Consider the following 18,170-nt stretch of genomic DNA (forward strand, 5'->3'; position numbering starts at 1 on the left):
CGCGGTCCTTGGCTTCGGTGGGCCGGTTCAGGCCTGCGGGGTCGCGGGGGTTTCGGCGGCGATTGTGGTGGCGGCGTCCCGGACGGCCCGGATGATGCCCTGATAGCCGGTGCATCGGCAGATGTTCCCGGACAGTGCCTCGCGGATCTCGTCGTCGCCGGGATCGGGGTTCTCCGCGAGGAAGGCGGTGGCGGAGACGACGAATCCGGGGGTGCAGAAACCGCATTGCAGACCGTGGTGGTCGCGGAAGGCCTGCTGCACCGGGGAGAGCCGGCCGTCCGGTTCGGCGAGGCCTTCGACCGTGGTCACTTCGGCGCCGTCGGCCTGGACCGCGAAAACCAGGCAGGCGCGGACCGCCGCCCCGTCGAGCAGGACCGAACAGGCGCCGCAGACACCGTGCTCGCAGCCGAGGTGGGTGCCGGTGAGTCCGCAGGTTTCGCGCAGGTAGTCGGCCAAGGTGCGCCGGGGCGGGATCCGGTCCCGGCGCCGGGTCCCGTTGACCACCACCGAGATCTCGATATCAGTCATTGCTCGCCTCCTCTACCGCGCGGGTCCAGGCCCGCGCGACCATGACCGCCCCGATCCGGCGCCGGTAGTCGGCGGATCCGTGGATATCGGCGGGTACAGCGTTCAGTGCTGCGGTGGCCGACCGCCCGACCTCCGCCGGATCGATCTCGGCCGCCGGGCGCCCGAGTACCTCGGATTCGGTGGCGGTGGCCCGCAACGGGGTTGGGGCCAGGCCGAACAGTCCCACCGCTACCTGCTCGATCCGGGAGTCCGCGTCCAGCCGGACCGCGATCGTCGCCCCGGCCATGGCGAAATCACCGGCCCGCCGGGCGAATTCCTCGATCGCGAAGCCGGTGCGTCCCCGCCACACCGGGAAGGTGATCCCGGTGAGCAGTTCGTCGGGTTCCATGGCGGTGCTCCACATTCCGGTGAAGTAGTCCGCCGCCGCGATATCGCGGGTACCGCGCGGCGACAGGGTGTGCATCCGCGCGTCGAGTGTCAGCGCCACCACCGGATATTCGCCGGCGGCATCGGCGTGGGCGATCGCACCGCCGAGGGTGCCGCGATTGCGGATCTGGAAGTGGCCGATCAGCGGGGTCGCCCGGTGCAGTAGTGGTAGATCGCGGCGGACCTCCGCGGACCGGCCCACCGCGGCGTGTGTGGTGCCGGCGCCGATCCATACCGAATCGTCGTGGGTTTCGATACCGCGGAGCTCGTCCAGGCGGCGCAGGTCGACCAGATGGTCGAAAACGGCGAGCCGCAGCGCCAGCATCGGTACCAGGCTCTGCCCGCCGGCGATGATCTTGGCTTCGTCGCCGAGATCCGCCAGCAGGGCCACTGTCTCGGCCGCGGTGGTGGGGGCGTGATAGTCGAAGGCCGCGGGTTTCATGCTGTCACCTCCGTGTTCCCGTTCGCGCGGGCTTCGTCGATCATGGCCACGATCCGGGCCGGGGAGAGGGGGAGCCGGTCGATCTGCACCCCGAACGGCGCCAGCGCGTCGGCGACGGCATTGAGCACCGCGGGGGTCGAGCCGATCGCACCGCCCTCGCCGACACCTTTGAACCCGCCCGGCCCGGAGCTCGGGGTTTCGACGTGGCCGAGTTCGATCACGGGGACCTCGGTTGCGGTGGGCAGCAGATAGTCCAGGAAGGTGGTGGCGACAGGGTTCCCGTCGTCGTCGTAGGCCAGGTGTTCGTAGAGCGCGCCGCCGATACCCTGCACGGTGCCGCCGTAGATCTGACCTTCCACCACATTCGGGTTGATCATCGGCCCGACATCCTCGCTGACGACGAACCGCAGCAGTTTCACCGCCCCGGTGTCGATATCGACCTCGCAGGTGCAGACGTGAGTGGCGTTGGCCCAGATCATCATCTGATCGGCGCGGTGCCGTCCGGTGGCCTCGAGCCCGGGCGTGATACCTGCGGGGAGGAGTTCGGTCTGGAAGTAGGCGATCTGTGCGATCTCGGCCAGCGACAGCGATTTCTCGGTTCCCGCGACCCCCGCGCGGCCGTGCACGAACTCCACGTCCTCGACCGCGGCGCCGAGCTGATGTGCCGCGATGGCGATAATTCGTTCGCGCAGTACCGCCGCCGTCTGCGCGATGGCGCCGGCGGCCATCGAACCGGACCGGCTGCCGTTGGTGCCGCCACCCTGCGGGGCCACGGCGGTATCGCCCTGGACGGTCTGCACATCGGCGATATCCACGCCGAGCGCGTCGGCGGTGAGCTGGATCGCGGTGGTCTCCAGGCTGTTACCCGCCGAACCGCCCGAAAGGTAGACGTTCACCTTGCCGGTGGCCGATATCCGGATGGTCGCACCCTCGGTGCTCAGGAACGGGGTGCTGCCGGTGGTCGGTTCCACATAGGTACACGTTCCGACGCCCAGGTAGCGGCCTTCGGCGCGGGCCCGGGCCTGTTCGGTGCGGAAGGCGTCGTAATCGAGGATCTGCAGCGCTTGTTCGAAGGTTTCCAGCGGCGAGGCGTCGGAGTAGGGCATACCGTTCGGGTTGGCGACCGGCATCTCCTTGTGGCTGAGCATATTCCGCCGCCGCAGCTCCACGGGGTCGAGGCCGAGCCGGCGGGCAGCGGTATCCAGCAGCAGTTCGCGGGAGACCGATTCGAACTGCCACGGGCCGCGGTAGGCAACCCGGCCCACGGTGTTCGAGTAGTACGAGGCTGTGCTGAACCCGGCTTCCGGTACCCGGTACGGGCCGGGGAACAGCATCCCGACGGCGATCGAGGAGGTGAGCGGCGAGGGGATCGGGTAGGCGCCCACGTTCTGCACATGTTCGATGGTGGCGGCCAGGATGCGGCCGTCGTCGTCGAAGGCCATGGCGACCTCGCCGTGTTCGTGGCGGGCGGCCCCGGCGGACATCAGGTTCTCCTGCCGGTCCTCGATCCATTTCACGGCATGCCGCAGGGTGCGGGCGGCCAGCATTACGCAGGTGTCCTCCCGCTGTGGGGCCACTTTCTGGCCGAATCCGCCACCGGTATCGCGCACGATCACCCGGACCCGGTGCTCGTCGACACCGAGCAGCCGGGAACAGAAGCCGCGTACTTCGTGCGGCGACTGGGTGGAGGTCCAGAGGGTCATCTCACCGGTGGGCGCGGTCCATTCCGCGACGATGCCGCGTGTTTCCAGCGGGACCGGTGCGTAGGCCTGCTGGTGCACGGTCTGGCGCACCACATACGGAGCCGCGTCGAAGACCGGGGCGAGATCGGCGGGGGCCCGCCCGGCAAGGCCGCCCGCGGAGTTGCCCGGATGTTCGGCGTGGACGAGTTCGGTGGCGGAACCGGCGGTTTCGTAGTCGACCACGGGATCGAGTGGGTCGTAGTCGACGATCACGAGTTCGGCGGCGTCCTCGGCGATATAGCGGTCGGTGGCCACCACCAGGACCACCGGGTCGCCGACGAAACGCACCTCGCCCTCGGCCAGCGGCGGCCGGGGCACCTCGGGGAAGCCCGGAGTGTCCAGGGCGTAGGAGATCTCGGTGACCAGCGGGTTGAGTTCGGCGGCCGTGTAGACGGCCACGACACCGTCCAGCGCGGCGGCCTCGGTGGTGTCGATCGCCGTGATCCGGGCCCTGGGCAGCGGGCTGCGTACGAAACAGGCGTGGACCATGCCGGGGCGGGTGATGTCGTCGACGAAGGTGCCGGCGCCGGTGAGCAGGCGCAGATCCTCGATCCGCGGAACGCGTGCGCCGACCGCCGTCGTTTTCTCGGTTGTGCTCATGATCGGCTCCGTCGCGTCGGGGTAGGGGGTGTGGCGCTGCGGAACAGCCTGGTTCGACCCATCCGGTGCGTTCCTCCGTTCGCGGGATATCGCAGGTACCGGCGTGCGGGTGCCGGGTGCCGCTGTGCGGTCCCCGGTTCGGCCCGGTCGGCGGCCCGGCGTTCCGGGTTGGGCACACCGGTGCTGAGCACTTGTTTAGCATCGGCCTCTCCGCAGTGTCAATACAGGATATGCCGGATGTAAGAATTGCAATGTCGATTTAGGAAAGTGATATTCTCGCATGTGGTCCGAGGTTTCCGGCTACCGCTGCGGCGAGGAGGTGGCGTATGCACGAGTTGGCCGCGCAGCTTGCCGGGTGGCATGCCGAGGGGGTCGAGTACGCCGTGGCGACAGTGGTGGATATCCGCGGGAGCGCACCACTGCCGCTCGGGGCGAGTATGGCGGTGGACGCCGCCGGCGCGGTCCGGGGAAGTCTGTCCGGCGGATGCGTCGAGGGTGCCGTCTACGACCTGTGCACCGCGGTACTCGCCTCGGGAGTGCCTGCCCGGCAGACCTTCGGGTACAGCGATTCCGACGCGTTCGCTGTCGGCCTCACCTGCGGCGGTGAACTCGAGGTGTTCGTCCAGCGGGTCACCGCGGCCGAGCGGCCGGTCCTGGACGCGGTATTGACCGCATCCGGTGCCGCGGGGCTGGTCCGCGATCTCGCGACCGGTGAGACGGTGGCCGTCACAGCAGATTCGGCGATCGGCTCAGCGGGCCATCCGGCGGATTCGACGGTGGCCCTCGCCCGCACCATGGTGCTCCAGGGTGCCTGCGGAATTCGGACGATCGGATCCGGGGCCTCGGCCCGGGAGCTGTTCGTCGAATCCTTCGCCGCATCACCGCGGATGATCGTCTTCGGTGCGAATGTGTTCGCCGGCGCGCTCATCCGGGTGGGGCGGCTGCTGGGATATCACGTCACGATCTGCGACGCCCGGCCGGTTTTCGCCGACCGCGCCGGGTATCCGGACGCCGACGCCGTGGTCACCGAATGGCCGGACCGCTATCTGCGCACCGCTGACGTGGATCCGCGGACCGTGGTCTGCGTGCTCACCCACGACCCGAAATTCGATATCCCGGTGCTGGTCGAAGCACTCCGGCTGCCGGTCGCCTATGTGGGCGCGATGGGGTCGCGCCGGGCCGATACCGAGCGCCGGACCCGGCTGCGCGAGGCCGGTGTCACCGCGGCCGAACTCGCCCGGTTGCATTCCCCGATCGGACTCGAATTAGGGGGCCGCACCCCGGAGGAGACGGCGGTCGCGATCGGTGCGGAGATCGTCGCGCACCGGTACGGCGGTTCGGCGCGGTCGCTGTCGGGCACCACCCGGCCGATCCATGCGGAGGCTGCGGCGGAACGGTCCGGGGATCAGCGGATCAGGTCCTGCGGGGTGTCGGCATCGTCGGGTGAGCCGGTGTCGTCGCACGGAACATACTGAACCAGTGTGCGATTGGCGGCCAGGAAGGTACGTGCGCCGATATCGCCGACCGCGGTCGCCGCCACCGCGGGGAAGTGTTCCGACCCCAGGAGCACCGGGTGCCCGGAGCGGTCACCGTAGGTCGCCACGGCCAGGCGTGCCCCGCTGCCCAGCAGCCTGCGTACGGCATCGGGCCCCAGCCACGGCATATCGACCGGCACCACCACCGCCGCGCTCTCGTGGACCGCGCGCAAACCCGTCACCAGTGACGACCCCATACCGCCGGCCCAGTCGCGGTTGTGCACCACCGTGGCATTCTCGACCCGCAGTGCCACCGCACCCGACACCACGACCACCCGCACGCAACCGCCGTCGCGCAGCAGCCTGACGGCGCGGTCCACCAGCCGTTCCCCCTCGAACAGCACCTCGGCCTTCGGCCGGCCGAACCGGCGGCCGGCACCGGCGGCTAGCACGACACCCGCGGCTTCGGTTCGCGGGTGGGTGCTGTCGGTACTCATGGCGTCAGTGGCCTATTCCCGCGGCAGATCGATACCCAGCAGCGCGGCCTGCACCTGGTGCAGCCGGTCGACATCGCCGCGGAGACCGGTCACGTTGTCGTGGTAGAGGAATGCCTCACCCAGACGCACCAGGGAGTAGGCGAGTAGGGGGCGTTCCAGCTGCGGTGCGTAGCCGTCCTGTTCCTCGGCGCGGGTGATGAGCTGTTCCACCGCGGTCAGTACGCGCGGCTGGACCGGGCCGTCGCTGGAGGTCAGGATGCGCAGCCCGGCCAGGGGTTCGTTCTCGAAATAGCGCCGGAACGGCTCGTTACCGGCCATCCAGCGGTTGACCCGGTCGAGCACTGCCAGGATGCGCCGGGCGCCCGTATCTTTACGCCGGGCGTCCGCACGTTCGATGAGCGATTCGAATTCCCCGGACAGGACCGCGCCCAGGACACCGTCGCGGGAGCCGAACCAGCGGTAGATCGAGGCGCGGCTCAATTTGAGCTGGGCCGCGATCGCCTGGACGTCGACCCGTTCTCCCGCCAGGAAGGCCTGCCGGGCCAGGGCGACGACTTCTTCGCGGGTGGCAGAGGCGGGGCGGCCGGGGGGTCGGGAAGTGCGGCTGGCTGTGGTCACGCCCGTTACGATACACACAATGTCTCGTGTATCTAAAGGGGGAATTCCGGCGGGCACCCGGGCTTCGAGTGTAGGGCTCAGGCCACCGGCTGGGTCAGCGGGGATCGGGCGGACCAGCGGCCGCCCTGACGGCCGACCAGGACGGGATGATCGAATGCCTCGGAAATGTTTGCCGTGGTGATGGTTTCGTCGGCCGCGCCCGCGGCGACCGTACGTCCCTCGGCGATCAGCAGTGCATGGGAGGTACTGGTCGGCAGTTCCTCCAGATGGTGGGTCACCAGGACGGACGCGAGATCGGGCAATGTCCGGTCGAGGGTGTCGATGGTGTGCAGCAGCTGTTCCCGTGCAGCGACATCGAGGCCGGTCGTCGGCTCGTCGAGCAGTAGCAGCCGCGGGGCGGTGATCAGTGCGCGGGCGATCAGGGTCCGGCCACGTTCCCCTTGGGAGAGCGTGGGCCAGGTCCGTCCGGCCTTGGCGGCCATCCCGACCGCCTCGAGCGCATCCGCCGCAGCACCGATTTCCGCCGGGTGTGGTGCCCAGCGCATCGGGGTGTCGACCGTGCCGGTGAGCCCGGTGAGTACCACCTCGCGCACTGTCAGCGGCGACCGCAGCGGATGACGCGGATTCACATGCCCGATGGAGCGCCGCAGTTTCTGCAGTTCCACCCGCCCCAGTTGTTCCCCGAGGATACGAACCGTGCCGGTGGTGGGATGGGTGAGCGCACCGCAGAAGCCCAGCAGTGTGCTCTTACCCGCTCCGTTCGGGCCGAGAAGTGCCCAGTGTTCACCCGCGCGGACGCTCAGCGAAATACCGTCGATGATCGGATTGCCGTCGCGCCGGAAGGTGACGTCGGTCAGCTCCAGAACAGTGGTGCTCACGCGAAAGTCTCCTTGATGGTCTGTAGGTGAGCGCGGCTGTACGTGGCCGCGGCCGCGGGATCGCGGGCGGCGATCGCTTCGGCGAGCCGTTCGTGGGCGGCGTGATCCTCGTCCGGGGCGGGCATCGGGCGCAGCTGCAGCATATCGATCATCGCGGCTCTGGAACGGGGGAGGAAGGTGTCGAAGAGCTGGGTCAGGATGTCGTTGTGGGCGGCGACGATCACGGCGCGGTGGAACGCCGTATCGGCATCGACCAGGTCGGCGATCGTGCGGCCCTCGGTGGCTCGTACCGACAGCGCCCGCCGGATGGCCCGCAGATCGGCCGGCGTGCGCCGTCCGGCGGCCAGCGCGGCGGCCTCGGCCTCGATGGCGATCCGGGCTTCGAGGACCGCGGCGATGGTGGCCCGGCGCAGCACGATATCCCAGTCCTCGGGGATATCGAGCGACACCACGAAGACGCCCGCACCCTGCCGGCTGGCGAGGACGCCCTTGCCGGCGAGGACGCGTACGGCCTCGCGCAGCGTCGAACGGCCCACGCCGAGCTGCGCGGCGAGTGTCGTCTCGCCGGGCAGTTTATGCCCGAGTGGCCATTCGCCGGCGCGGATACGCGCGAGCAGCAGATCGGCCGCCTGCTCGGCCAAGGGGTGGCGTCGCACCTGGGTAACCATCCGAACCTCGCTACTTGTCTGAGGAGTTGTGTACAGTCTGCCATATGTCGCAGCAGCTTCTCCTCGGCCGCCACGGCGGGGCCTGAACGATCGGCCACCCCGCCGTGGGGTCTTGTCGTCGGCCGATCACCGTTTCCGTGCGGCCGAACGAACAGGAAGGTTCGGGGCGAATCCCCATGACCACCCAGACATACCCCACCATCGACACTCCCGCCGGCGCGATCCCGGAGACCGCGCCGGACTGGTTCCGGCAGCGGCGCTCGCAGATGTCGTCGTACCGGTACCGCGATATCCACGATCGGGTACAGGTTCCCGAACAGGAGCGGCGCTGGCCGAGCGCCCGGATCCGGCAGGCCCCGCTGTGGGTTCCGGTGGATCTGCGCGACGGTAACCAGGCCCTGGCCGAACCGATGGACCCCGACCGCAAACGCCGGTTCTTCACGCTCCTCGTCGCCATGGGGTACAAGGAGATCGAGGTCGGGTATCCGTCGGCCTCACAGGCCGATTTCGATTTCGTGCGGGTACTGGCCGATACCGGTATCGCACCGCCGGACGTCACCGTGGTGGTCTTCACTCCCGCGCGGCGGGACCTGATCGCCCGCACGGTGGAATCGGTCCGCGGACTGGCCAACGAGGTGGTGATCCACCTGTACACCGCGACCGCGCCGGTATGGCGGGATACCGTGCTGGGCAAGGACTCCCGCGAAGTCCACGACCTGATCCTGGCCGGGGCCCGCGATGTGCTCGACTCGCCGGTGATCTGCCCCGGGTACGCTTCCAGTTCTCCCCGGAGGTGTTCAACCAGACCGAACCCGGCTACGTCCTGGACATCTGTGACAGCGTCACCGACCTGTGGCAGGCGAGCCCGCAGCGCCCGGTCACCCTGAACCTGCCGGCCACGGTGGAGATCGCAACCCCCAATGTGTACGCCGACCAGATCGAATACATGCACCGCAACCTCGCCCGCCGCGACAGCGTCGTGCTGTCGGTGCATCCGCACAACGACCGCGGCACCGGGGTGGCCTGCGCCGAACTCGCGGTACTGGCCGGTGCGCAACGGGTGGAGGGCTGTGTATTCGGCAACGGCGAACGCACCGGCAATGTCGATATCGCCACGCTGGCCTTGAATCTGCATGCCCAAGGTGTGGATCCGATGATCGATTTCTCCGATATCGACGAGATCCGGCGCACCGTCGAATACTGCACTCGTCTGCCGGTCCACCCGCGGCATCCCTATGTGGGGGATCTGGTGCATACGGCCTTCTCCGGTACCCACCAGGACGCCATCAAGAAGGGATTCGCCGAGCATCGGGAGCGGGCCGCGCGCACGGCCCGCCCCGAACGCGAGATCGAATGGCGGGTGCCGTACCTGCCGATCGATCCGGCCGATATCGGGCGCGGTTACGACGCCGTGGTCCGGGTGAATTCCCAGTCCGGAAAGGGTGGAATCGCCTATCTGCTCGACGCCGAACACGGTTTGGACCTGCCCCGGCGTTTGCAGATCGATTTCGCGCGGCAGGTACAGCGGCATACCGACGGTTCGGGGGCGGAGGTGAGCGCGGCCGAACTGCGTGCGTTGTTCGACGCGCTCTATCTGGATACGCCGGAACCGCCGGAGGCCCAGCTGAAAGACCTGCGCGTGGCCGGTCCCGAGGATTCCCCGGTGATCACCGTGGGGCTCGTGGTCGACGGCCGGCCACACCGGAGTACTCATGAGGAGAACGACCAGGTTTCCGCGGTGGTGTCGGCACTGGGCCAGGCGGGCCGTCCGATCGAGGTGCTGAGCCTGTCCGGGCATCCCGTCGCCGGACATGCGATCGCCTACCTCGAGTATCGGCGGGCAGGCAGGATCGGATGGTCGTGTGCCCGAGCCGATTCGGCGTCCGCAGCCGAGGTAGCGGCGGTGGTCCGGGCGGCCGGGATCGCCGAGCCCGGGTGAGCCGGGTACGGGATCCGGTCGTCGGGCGGCGCGCGTAGCCCGGTCGCCCGCGGTCAGTCTCCGGTACGGCCGTCGATCTGCTCGCGCAGCAGGTCCGCGTGACCGTTGTGCCGGGCGTACTCCTCGATGAGGTGCAGGTACACCCAACGGAGGCTGTACTCGGTACCGGCGGGATGACGGCAGCGGTGGTCGAGCGCGAGTTCGGCCACCGCCGCGTCCGCCAGCTCGGTCTCCCGCCGGTACACGGCGAAATCGGCGGCGGGGTCGGCCGTGCCGATATTGTCGAAGTCGCCGTTCGGGTCCGTTTCGGCGCAGTAGAGGTACGCGAGCCGCTGTCCGGCCGCGGTGATCCGCAACCAGCCGCGTTCCACCTCGGACATATGGCGCACCAAACCGTGCAACGACAGCGCCGAAGGCGGTACCGCGCACTGTTTCAGCTGCGCGGTACCGAGGCCGGCGCATTTGCCGAGGAGGGTCTGCCGGTGGAAGTCCAGCCAGGACTGCAGCATCGGTCGTTCCGGGCCGGTGGGTACGGTCTCGATCCGGTCGATAGCGGGTGCGATCCAGGTCACCCCGCCGAACCTATCGGTACCCGGACGGCTCTGTCGCCCGGTTTTGTCAGAACCAGTTCTCGGCCATATCGACGGTGGTGGTGTCCAGCTCGGCCAGCAGATCCAGCTGCGGTCCGGTGCGGGGGAGTTCGTGGCGGAAGAAATAGCGGGCCGCATGCCGTTTACCGTCGTAGAAATCGCCGGTGCGGCCGTGGGCGGCGAGCATCTTGTCCAGCCAGATCCACGCAACCACGTGGTGCCCGAAGGCCTCCAGGTAGACGGAACTGTTGGCGAGTGCGACCTCGATATCCCCGGTGGCGAGCAAGCTGCCGGTGACCGCGATCAGGCGGGACCAGGATCTATCCAGCCGGTCGGCCAGTTCGGCGGGCTCACCGCCGAGTTCCCGGGCGGCCGCGAGGGTGGCCCGGATGCGGCCGTCGAGTTCGTGCAGGCTCGCCCCGCCCTGCTGGGTGACCTTGCGGCCCAGCAGATCCAGGCCCTGGATACCGTGCGTGCCCTCGTGGATGGGGTTGAGGCGGTTATCGCGATAGTGCTGTTCGACATTGTATTCGCGGGTGTAGCCGTAGCCGCCGAGAACCTGGATGGCGAGATCGTTGGCGGTCAGGCACCACTGCGAGGGCCAGCTCTTGGCGATCGGAGTGAGGATGTCCAGCAGCAATGTGCGGGCGCGGCGTTCCTCGCCGGATTCGGCGGTGTGCTGTTCGTCGATCAGGCGGGCGCAGTACAGCACCAGGGCCAGCCCGCCCTCGGCGTAACTCTTCTGCGCCAGCAGCATCCGTTTCACATCGGCGTGCTCGATGATCGGGCGCTGCGGGGCGGCCGGATCGGCGGCGCCTTTGGTACGGCCCTGGGGGCGGGTGCGGGCGTAGTCGAGGGATTCGAGGTAGCCGGTGTAGCCGAGGGCGGCGGCGACCAGCCCCACTCCGCTGCGCGCCTCGTTCATCATATGGAACATGTATTTCAGGCCCTGGTGCGGTTCGCCGACCAGATAGCCGATCGCCCCCGCGGCCCCCTGCGGCGTCCAGCGGCCCTCGCCGAAGTTGAGGACCGTGTTGACCGTGCCGCGGAAACCCATCTTGTGGTTCAGTCCGGCCAGTGCCACATCGTTGCGTTCCCCGAGCGAACCGTCCTCGTGCACCAGGAACCGCGGTACCACGAACAGCGAAATCCCCTTGGTGCCCGCCGGGCCGCCGGGGATCTTCGCCAGCACCAGATGCACGATATTGTCGCCGAGTTCGTGATCGCCGCCCGAGATCCACATCTTGGTGCCGAACAGTCTGTAGTGATCGGGCCTGAGCGAGGGCCCTGCGTGGTCATCCTCCGCTACCGCCTCCGGGCCTGACTCGCTCACGCCGAAGGTGCCGTCGTGACCGGGTTCGGCGCGCGTGACGATATCCGCGAGCGAGGACCCGGCCTGTGGTTCCGACAGGCACATCGTGCCGAAGAAACGTCCCTCGAGCATCGGCGGTACGAACCGCCGCACCAGGCCGGGGTCGGCGTGCGCGGCGAGCAGGTTGGCATTGCCGATGGTCAGCAGGGGATAGGCACTGGTGCCCGGGTTGGCGGCGTGGAACCAGGCGAAACCCGCCTGGGCGACCGCGGCGGGAAGCTGCGCACCGCCCAGTTCGGCGTCCATGCTCGCCCCGACCATCCCGGCCTCGGCGAACGCGGCCAGCGCCTCCCCGACCTCGGGGATGAGGGTGACCTCGGCACCGTCGAAGGTGGGTTCGCGGGTGTCGTTCAGTTTGTTGTGGGTGGCGAAATATTTGGTGGCCAGCTGCTCACTCAGGTCGAGGACGGCGTCGAAGGTCTCCCGCGAATGCTCGGCATACCGGGGCCGCCGGGTGAGGCTCTCGATATCGAGCCATTCGTAGAGCAGGAACTCCAGGTCACGCCGGGACAGCAGAGTAGACCGCATAACCACCCTTTCGGTACAAGTTGCGGCCAGAGTATCAAATGTGGCTGGGTGCCGTGGTCCCGAACCGGGGCCGCACCGCTCGCCCGAATCCAGTATCACCCGCACCCACCCCGGGATGCTGCCCTTATCAGGCGTCGTCGTCCCTGGACAGCAATGCCAGGATCGCGTCGGCCATCGCGGCGGGGTCGCCGTCCTCCGGCCGCAGCACCAGTGCCGGGGTCGCGGGCGGTTCATAGGGATCGTCGATACCGGTGAACCCGCGGATTTCCCCGGTCCTGGCCTTCGCATACAGGCCTTTGGGGTCGCGGGCCTCGCAGATATCCAGCGGGGTATCCACGAAGACCTCCAGGAACGGGATACCGGCGGCGTCGTGCACCGCCCGTGCCCGGTCACGGTCGGCGCGGTAGGGACTGATGAGCGAGACGATGGCGACCGTTCCCGATTCGGCGAACAGCCGCGCGACCTCACCCACGCGGCGGATGTTCTCGGTCCGGTCCGCGGCCGCGAAACCCAGATCGGAATTGAGACCGTGCCGCAGATTGTCGCCGTCGAGCAGGAACGCCGGCCGCCCCGCCGCCACCAAGCGGCGTTCGAGTTCCACCGCCACCGATGATTTCCCCGAACCGGACAGTCCGGTGAGCCAGACCGTGCGGCCGCGGGTGGGGCGTTCCGCGCGACCGACCGCGCTCGAATGCCACACCACCCGGGAGGCGGGCAGGCTGGGCCCGGTGATCATTCCGGCGCCGACGGTATCGCCGGTGGTGTCGTCGATCAGCAGGAAGCTACCGGTGGTGCGGTTACGGCGATACGGGTCGAACTGCAGCGATTGGCGAGTCCGTAGCTGCACGCGGCCGATCTGGTTGAGCGCCAATGCGTTCGCGTTCTCGTCGCGATGCAGGGTGTTCACGTCGAGCCGGTAGTCCAGGGAGCGGATCTCCGCCGCGACGCTGCGGGTGGTGTGCCGCAGTGTGTACGAGGCACCGGGGCGCAGTTCGGCGTCTTCGCTGAACCAGCAGACCATCGTGTCCAGATCGCGGCTGGTCTGCGGCCGGTTGGCCGGGCGGCACAGCATATCCCCGCGGCCGATATCGAGCTGATCGGCCAGCGCGACCGTCACCGCCTGCGGGGGGAAGGCTTCGGTGAGCGGGGCGCCGCCCGGTCCCCAGATCCCGGTCACCGTGGTGGACAGTCCCGAGGGCAGGACGGTGATCTCGTCGCCGGGTGACCACACGCCGCTGGCGATGGTGCCCGCGTATCCGCGGAAATCCGGTGTGTGGCTGCGGATCACGTACTGCACCGGCAGCCGGGCGTCGATGAGGTTGCGGTCGGAGGCGATATGCACCTCTTCGAGATGATGCAGCAGCGGGGTGCCTTCGTACCAGTCCATGGTGGCGCTGCGGTGCACGATATTGTCGCCGTGCAGGGCCGACATCGGGATGAAGGTGAGGTCGGCGATATTGAGCCGGGATGCGAACCCCGCGAATTCCTCCCGGATCTCGGTGAAGCGCTCGGCCGACCAGCCCACCAGATCCATCTTGTTCACGCACAGCACCAGATGTGGTACGCCGAGCAGCGAGGCCAGGAAGGCGTGCCGGCGGGTCTGTTCCACCACGCCGTGCCGGGCATCCACCAGGATCAGCGCCAGATCGGCGGTCGAGGCGCCGGTCACCATGTTGCGGGTGTACTGCACATGTCCCGGAGTGTCGGCGATGATGAACTTGCGGCGCGGGGTGGCGAAATAGCGGTGCGCGACATCGATGGTGATGCCCTGTTCCCGTTCCGCGCGCAACCCGTCGGTGAGTAGTGCCAGATTCGGATAGTCCTCGCCGCGATCGCGGCTGGTGCGTTCCACCGCGTCGAGCTGATCGGTGAACAGGGTTTTGGAATCGAACAGCAGCCGGCCGATGAGGGTCGATTTCCCGTCGTCGACACTGCCTGCCGTGGCCAGGCGCAGCAGGGAGCCCATCAGAAGTAACCCTCTCGTTTGCGATCTTCCATACCGGCCTCGGAGATCCGGTCGTCGGCGCGGGTGGCGCCGCGTTCGGTGACCCGGGCGGCGGCGACCTCGTCCACCACCTCGGCCGGTGTGGCCGCGGTGGATTCCACACAGCCGGTGCAGGTGGCATCGCCCACGGTGCGGAACCGGACCAGCGCCTCTCGCGGTTCCTCACCGTCGAGCAGGGTCAGGAACCGGGTGTGCGCCAGCAACATCCCGTCGCGCTGGACCACCGGCCGGCGATGGGCGTAGTACAGGGGCGGCAACTCGATACCTTCGGCCGCGATATAGCTCCAGATATCCAGCTCGGTCCAGTTGGACAGCGGGAAAACCCGCATATGTTCGCCCGGACGGTGTTTGCCGTTGTAAAGATTCCACAGTTCCGGGCGCTGCCGGCGCGGATCCCATTGGCCGTATTCGTCCCGGAAACTGAAGACGCGTTCCTTGGCGCGGGCCTTCTCCTCGTCGCGGCGGGCGCCGCCGAATACGGCGTCGAACCGGCCTTCGCGCACACTGCGCAGCAGAGTGGTGGTCTGCAGCCGGTTGCGGCTGCCGCGAGGGCCGGTGTCCTCGGTGACCCGCCCGGCGTCGATATCGTCCTGGACCCGGCCCACGAGCAGGCGTAATCCGTATTTCGTGACGGCCTCGTCGCGGTAGGCGATCACCTCGTCGAAGTTGTGCCCGGTATCGATATGCAGGATCGGGAACGGTACCGGTGCCGGCCAGAACGCCTTGGTGGCCAGGTGCAGCATCACCACCGAATCCTTGCCGCCGGAGAACAGGAGAACGGGACGTTCGAAGGTTGCGGCCACCTCCCGCAGGATGTGGACCGATTCGGCCTCGAGTGCGGCCTGATGCGAGAGCTCGTAGGTGCCCGCTGCCGACTTCGTATGCTGGCTCACGCTTAAAAACTAGAACAAGTTTCTATGAACGGTCAATGGTGTTGCGGCCGGTGCCCGCCCGCCGCCGCGGTGACCGCATCGGCCGCGGCGACCAGTGCGGTGCCGCGGCGCGCGATCTCGGCGCCGGTGATCGAGGTGCCCACGTACATGGTGAGCACCAGTTGCTGGCGGCCGTCGGCGTCGTAGGTCGGCGCGGCCAGCAGGCTCACCGGATGCTCCTTACGCGGCCGCAGATCGGCGCCCAGATACACCCGCTCGCCGAGTGTGGTCACCAGCTCCGCGACGGCTGTGCGCAGCTCATCGGGCATTTCGTGGCCACCGACCCCGGCCAGCATGGAATACAACTGCCGGCCCGCGCCGGTCATGCTCTCCACCAGGTAGCCGCGCTCCCGGCATTCCGCGACGAGGCGGCGCAGCCGGGTCTCGTCCTGGTTCAGGGGGACGGTCGGTGGGGTCGCCAGCCAGGCGTCGAAGGCGGCGTCGGTATCCCACAGCGCGTACATCAGGCCGACCGGCGGCGCGAAGCGGTAGGTCGCCCCGACGCGCACCATCGCCGGACCCGCACTGTCCAGGACGCTGATCCGTTCGCCGACCACAGCGGACGCGGTGCAGGTGGTGCCATATTTCGCGCTGAGGCGTGCCAGTTCCGGGTGGGCGAGGCCGGCGATGGCGAAACTGTCCTGGGCGACGCGGCCCGCGGCGATCAGTGCCGGGCCGGGGCCGTAGTCGCGGGTGCGTGGGTCGCGGGTGAGGTAGCCGGCGGCGGTGAGTTCGGTGAGGATGCCCAGGCAGGTGGGTTTGGCCAGGTCCAGGTCGCGCGCTATTTCCGACAGTCCGGCCCGGCGGCCCCGCCGCGCGGTGAGGTAGTCGATCACCTGGATCACGCGCTGGGTGGGTGCGGACCGCCGACCCACCTCGCGCACCTCCGTCGAGCCCGCTGCCATTGACCACTCCTAGAACAGGTTCTAATCTCTTCGATATCAGAATGTACCAGGGCGGTACATATATGGAACACCGGGAGTATCGTGCTCACTCAGCCGTTCGCGGACGCGATCGCCGCCGCCGAGGAAATCATCAAGGGCGCCCCCCATATCCGCACCGAACAGGATCTGGCCGAGGGCTACGACTATCTGGGCGCCAGTATCCGGGCCGCCGTCCAGATGTCGTGGGCCTTCGAGCGGGACCACCCGTTCTTCGTGACCTCCACCGGGCCCTACACGAAGATGGGTCTGGACAACCCCGACACCCTCTATTGGCACGCCAATCTGCGTCCCGACGCGGACTACGTGGTCACCGGAACCCGCGGCACCACCCGCGACCTGAGCTTCCAGGTGCTCAACGGCAACTACTCGCCGACCGAGGTGCCCGGCGGGGAAACCGCCTTCGACGACCGCTCCATCGATATCGCGGCCGACGGCACCTATGAACTGACGCTGGGACCCGGCACCGGCGGCCGCAACCATATTCAGCTCGCCGCCGATTCGACCATGCTCGCGGTGCGCGAGGTCTACGGCGACTGGGCGAACGAGAAGGCCGGCACCGTCCGGATCCGCCGGGTCGACACCGCCGGCACGGCCCCGCCGGCGATCACCACCGATCTGATGGCCAAACGGTACGAAGTCGCCGGCAAGATGCTGGTCTCCCGGCTGAAAACCTTCCTGGCCTTCCCCGAGTGGTTCTATCTGAACCTGCCGGTCAACACCATGACCGAACCGCGGCGCACCCCCGGCGGGCTGTCCACGCAGTTCTCCTCGGTCGGGCACTACGACCTCACCGACGACCAGGTCATGATCCTGACCGTGCCGAAATCCGACGCCCCCTACCAGGGGTTCCAGCTCGGCAGTATGTGGTACCTGTCACTGGACTACATCAACCACCAGACCAGCCTCAACGCCGACCAGGCGACGGTGGACCCGGACGGCATGATCCGGCTGGTGATCAGCGAACGCGACCCCGGCCTGGCCAACTGGATCGAACGCACCGGCCACGACCGCGCCTACCTGCAGTTCCGCTGGCAGCGCCTGTCCCGGGAACTGAAACCCGAAGACGGGCCGACGGTGGAGCTGGTGTCCTTCGACGAACTGCCGGACCGGCTGCCCTACTACCAGGAAGCCCGGATCACCCCGCAGGACTGGAAGGCGCGTATCGCCGCCCGGCAGGCCGCGGTGGCGGAAAGGATGCTGGGCTGATGCTTTTGCGGGACAAAGTGGTGGTCGTCTCGGGAATCGGCCCCGGGCTCGGCCAGGCCATCGCGGTGCAGAGCGCGAAGGCCGGCGCGAAGGTGGTGCTCGCCTCGCGTACCGAGAAACGGCTGCGTAAGGTTGCCGCCGAAATCGAGGAACTGGGCGGTCGCGCACTGGTGGTGCCCACCGATATCACCGACGACGCCGCGGCGCAGGAACTCGTGCGCGCCACCGAAGAGGAATTCGGGCGGGTCGACGCACTGGTGAACAACGCCTTCGCCATGCCGCCCATGGCCGACCTCGCCGATGTGGCGATCGACGATCTGCGCGCCAGTTTCGAAACCAACGTCTTCGCCGCACTCCGCCTGACCCGCCTGTTCGCGCCGGCGCTCGCCGAACGCAACGGGTCGGTGGTGATGATCAACTCGGCTGTTCTGCGTCATTCCCGGCAACCCTACGGCCCGTACAAGATGGCCAAGACCACGCTGCTGGCGCTGGCGCAGAGCCTGGCCACCGAACTGGGACCCCGCGGTATCCGGGTGAATTCGGTGGCTCCGGGATGGATCTGGGCCGACACCCTCAAATGGTATTTCGACTACCTGGCCAAGGAGCGCGGGATCACGGCCGACGAGGTCTACACCGAAACCGCCGCCGATATCGATCTGCGCCGGCTGCCCGAACCCGACGAAATCGCCGATGCCGTCCTCTTCTTCGCCTCCGAGATGTCCCGGGCGATCACCGGGACCTGTCTGGACGTGAACTGCGGCGAATTCCACCACTGAGGAG

Annotated in this window: 15 protein-coding genes and 1 pseudogene; 4 read left to right on the top strand and 12 right to left on the bottom strand. The window is 68.2% G+C overall.

The genetic code is table 11. The features are described from left to right. Positions 1-27: 27 nt before the first annotated feature. The 3 genes from ACFWPH_RS17025 to ACFWPH_RS17035 are packed head-to-tail and all read right to left on the bottom strand — an operon-like array spanning position 28 to position 3,738. Positions 28-528, bottom strand: coding sequence for a (2Fe-2S)-binding protein (locus tag ACFWPH_RS17025; protein WP_378751986.1), 501 nt, complete (start codon positions 526-528; stop codon positions 28-30). Continuing rightward, complete coding sequence (locus tag ACFWPH_RS17030) at positions 521-1,396, bottom strand: FAD binding domain-containing protein (RefSeq protein WP_378751988.1); 876 nt, start codon at positions 1,394-1,396, stop codon at positions 521-523. The genes ACFWPH_RS17025 and ACFWPH_RS17030 overlap by 8 nt, the downstream gene beginning before the upstream one ends. Beyond that, on the bottom strand, positions 1,393-3,738 hold the full coding sequence (locus ACFWPH_RS17035; RefSeq protein WP_378751990.1) for a xanthine dehydrogenase family protein molybdopterin-binding subunit: 2,346 nt from the start codon (positions 3,736-3,738) through the stop codon (positions 1,393-1,395). The genes ACFWPH_RS17030 and ACFWPH_RS17035 overlap by 4 nt, the downstream gene beginning before the upstream one ends. 326 nt (positions 3,739-4,064) lie before the next feature. On the opposite strand from ACFWPH_RS17035, the gene ACFWPH_RS17040 reads away from it, so the two are divergent. Continuing rightward, positions 4,065-5,213 carry an XdhC family protein gene (locus tag ACFWPH_RS17040; protein ID WP_378751992.1) on the top strand — a complete coding sequence of 383 codons (1,149 nt, stop codon included), beginning with the start codon at positions 4,065-4,067 and terminating at the stop codon, positions 5,211-5,213. Here the strand turns inward: ACFWPH_RS17040 and ACFWPH_RS17045 are convergent. The 4 genes from ACFWPH_RS17045 to ACFWPH_RS17060 all read right to left on the bottom strand — a co-directional run bounded on the left by ACFWPH_RS17045 (position 5,144) and on the right by ACFWPH_RS17060 (position 7,874). Then, the gene (locus ACFWPH_RS17045) at positions 5,144-5,710 is read right to left on the bottom strand and encodes an NTP transferase domain-containing protein (RefSeq protein WP_378751994.1); all 567 of its coding nucleotides are present in this window, start codon (positions 5,708-5,710) and stop codon (positions 5,144-5,146) included. The genes ACFWPH_RS17040 and ACFWPH_RS17045 overlap by 70 nt on opposite strands. A gap of 12 nt (positions 5,711-5,722) precedes the next feature. Then, entirely contained in the window at positions 5,723-6,328 is a 606-nt protein-coding gene (locus ACFWPH_RS17050; RefSeq protein ID WP_378751996.1) for a QsdR family transcriptional regulator, read from the bottom strand. Positions 6,329-6,405: 77 nt separating this feature from the next. Then, on the bottom strand, positions 6,406-7,206 hold the full coding sequence (locus tag ACFWPH_RS17055) for an ABC transporter ATP-binding protein (protein ID WP_378751998.1): 801 nt from the start codon (positions 7,204-7,206) through the stop codon (positions 6,406-6,408). Beyond that, positions 7,203-7,874: a FadR/GntR family transcriptional regulator gene (locus ACFWPH_RS17060; protein ID WP_378752000.1), complete on the bottom strand. Its 672-nt coding sequence runs from the start codon at positions 7,872-7,874 to the stop codon at positions 7,203-7,205. Before ACFWPH_RS17060 ends, ACFWPH_RS17055 begins: the two co-directional genes overlap by 4 nt. 266 nt (positions 7,875-8,140) lie before the next feature. Here ACFWPH_RS17060 and ACFWPH_RS17065 point away from each other — a divergent pair. Further along, a pseudogene (locus ACFWPH_RS17065) lies at positions 8,141-9,813 on the top strand (2-isopropylmalate synthase). A 53-nt stretch (positions 9,814-9,866) separates the two neighbouring features. On the opposite strand, the gene ACFWPH_RS17070 reads toward ACFWPH_RS17065, so the two are convergent. The 5 genes from ACFWPH_RS17070 to ACFWPH_RS17090 form a co-directional block, all read right to left on the bottom strand. Next, a complete protein-coding gene (locus ACFWPH_RS17070; RefSeq protein ID WP_378752002.1) occupies positions 9,867-10,385 on the bottom strand; it encodes a DinB family protein in 519 nt (172 codons plus the stop codon). Positions 10,386-10,431: 46 nt separating this feature from the next. Then, complete coding sequence (locus ACFWPH_RS17075) at positions 10,432-12,303, bottom strand: acyl-CoA dehydrogenase (protein WP_378752004.1); 1,872 nt, start codon at positions 12,301-12,303, stop codon at positions 10,432-10,434. Positions 12,304-12,430: 127 nt separating this feature from the next. Then, the gene (gene cysC, locus ACFWPH_RS17080; protein ID WP_378752006.1) at positions 12,431-14,269 is read right to left on the bottom strand and encodes an adenylyl-sulfate kinase; all 1,839 of its coding nucleotides are present in this window, start codon (positions 14,267-14,269) and stop codon (positions 12,431-12,433) included. Next, complete coding sequence (gene cysD, locus ACFWPH_RS17085) at positions 14,269-15,201, bottom strand: sulfate adenylyltransferase subunit CysD (protein ID WP_378752008.1); 933 nt, start codon at positions 15,199-15,201, stop codon at positions 14,269-14,271. The genes cysC and cysD overlap by 1 nt, the downstream gene beginning before the upstream one ends. A gap of 32 nt (positions 15,202-15,233) precedes the next feature. After that, on the bottom strand, positions 15,234-16,145 hold the full coding sequence (locus ACFWPH_RS17090; protein WP_378752010.1) for a helix-turn-helix domain-containing protein: 912 nt from the start codon (positions 16,143-16,145) through the stop codon (positions 15,234-15,236). 81 nt (positions 16,146-16,226) lie between these two features. Between ACFWPH_RS17090 and ACFWPH_RS17095 the strand changes: the two genes are divergently transcribed. Further along, positions 16,227-17,390: a hypothetical protein gene (locus ACFWPH_RS17095; protein ID WP_378752012.1), complete on the top strand. Its 1,164-nt coding sequence runs from the start codon at positions 16,227-16,229 to the stop codon at positions 17,388-17,390. Next, positions 17,390-18,166, top strand: a complete 777-nt coding sequence (locus ACFWPH_RS17100) for an SDR family oxidoreductase (RefSeq protein WP_280419367.1) — start codon at positions 17,390-17,392, stop codon at positions 18,164-18,166. The genes ACFWPH_RS17095 and ACFWPH_RS17100 overlap by 1 nt, the downstream gene beginning before the upstream one ends. Positions 18,167-18,170: the final 4 nt, after the last annotated feature.

The sequence above is a fragment of the Nocardia sp. NPDC058499 genome, from assembly GCF_042719915.1.
Classification (GTDB): domain Bacteria; phylum Actinomycetota; class Actinomycetes; order Mycobacteriales; family Mycobacteriaceae; genus Nocardia.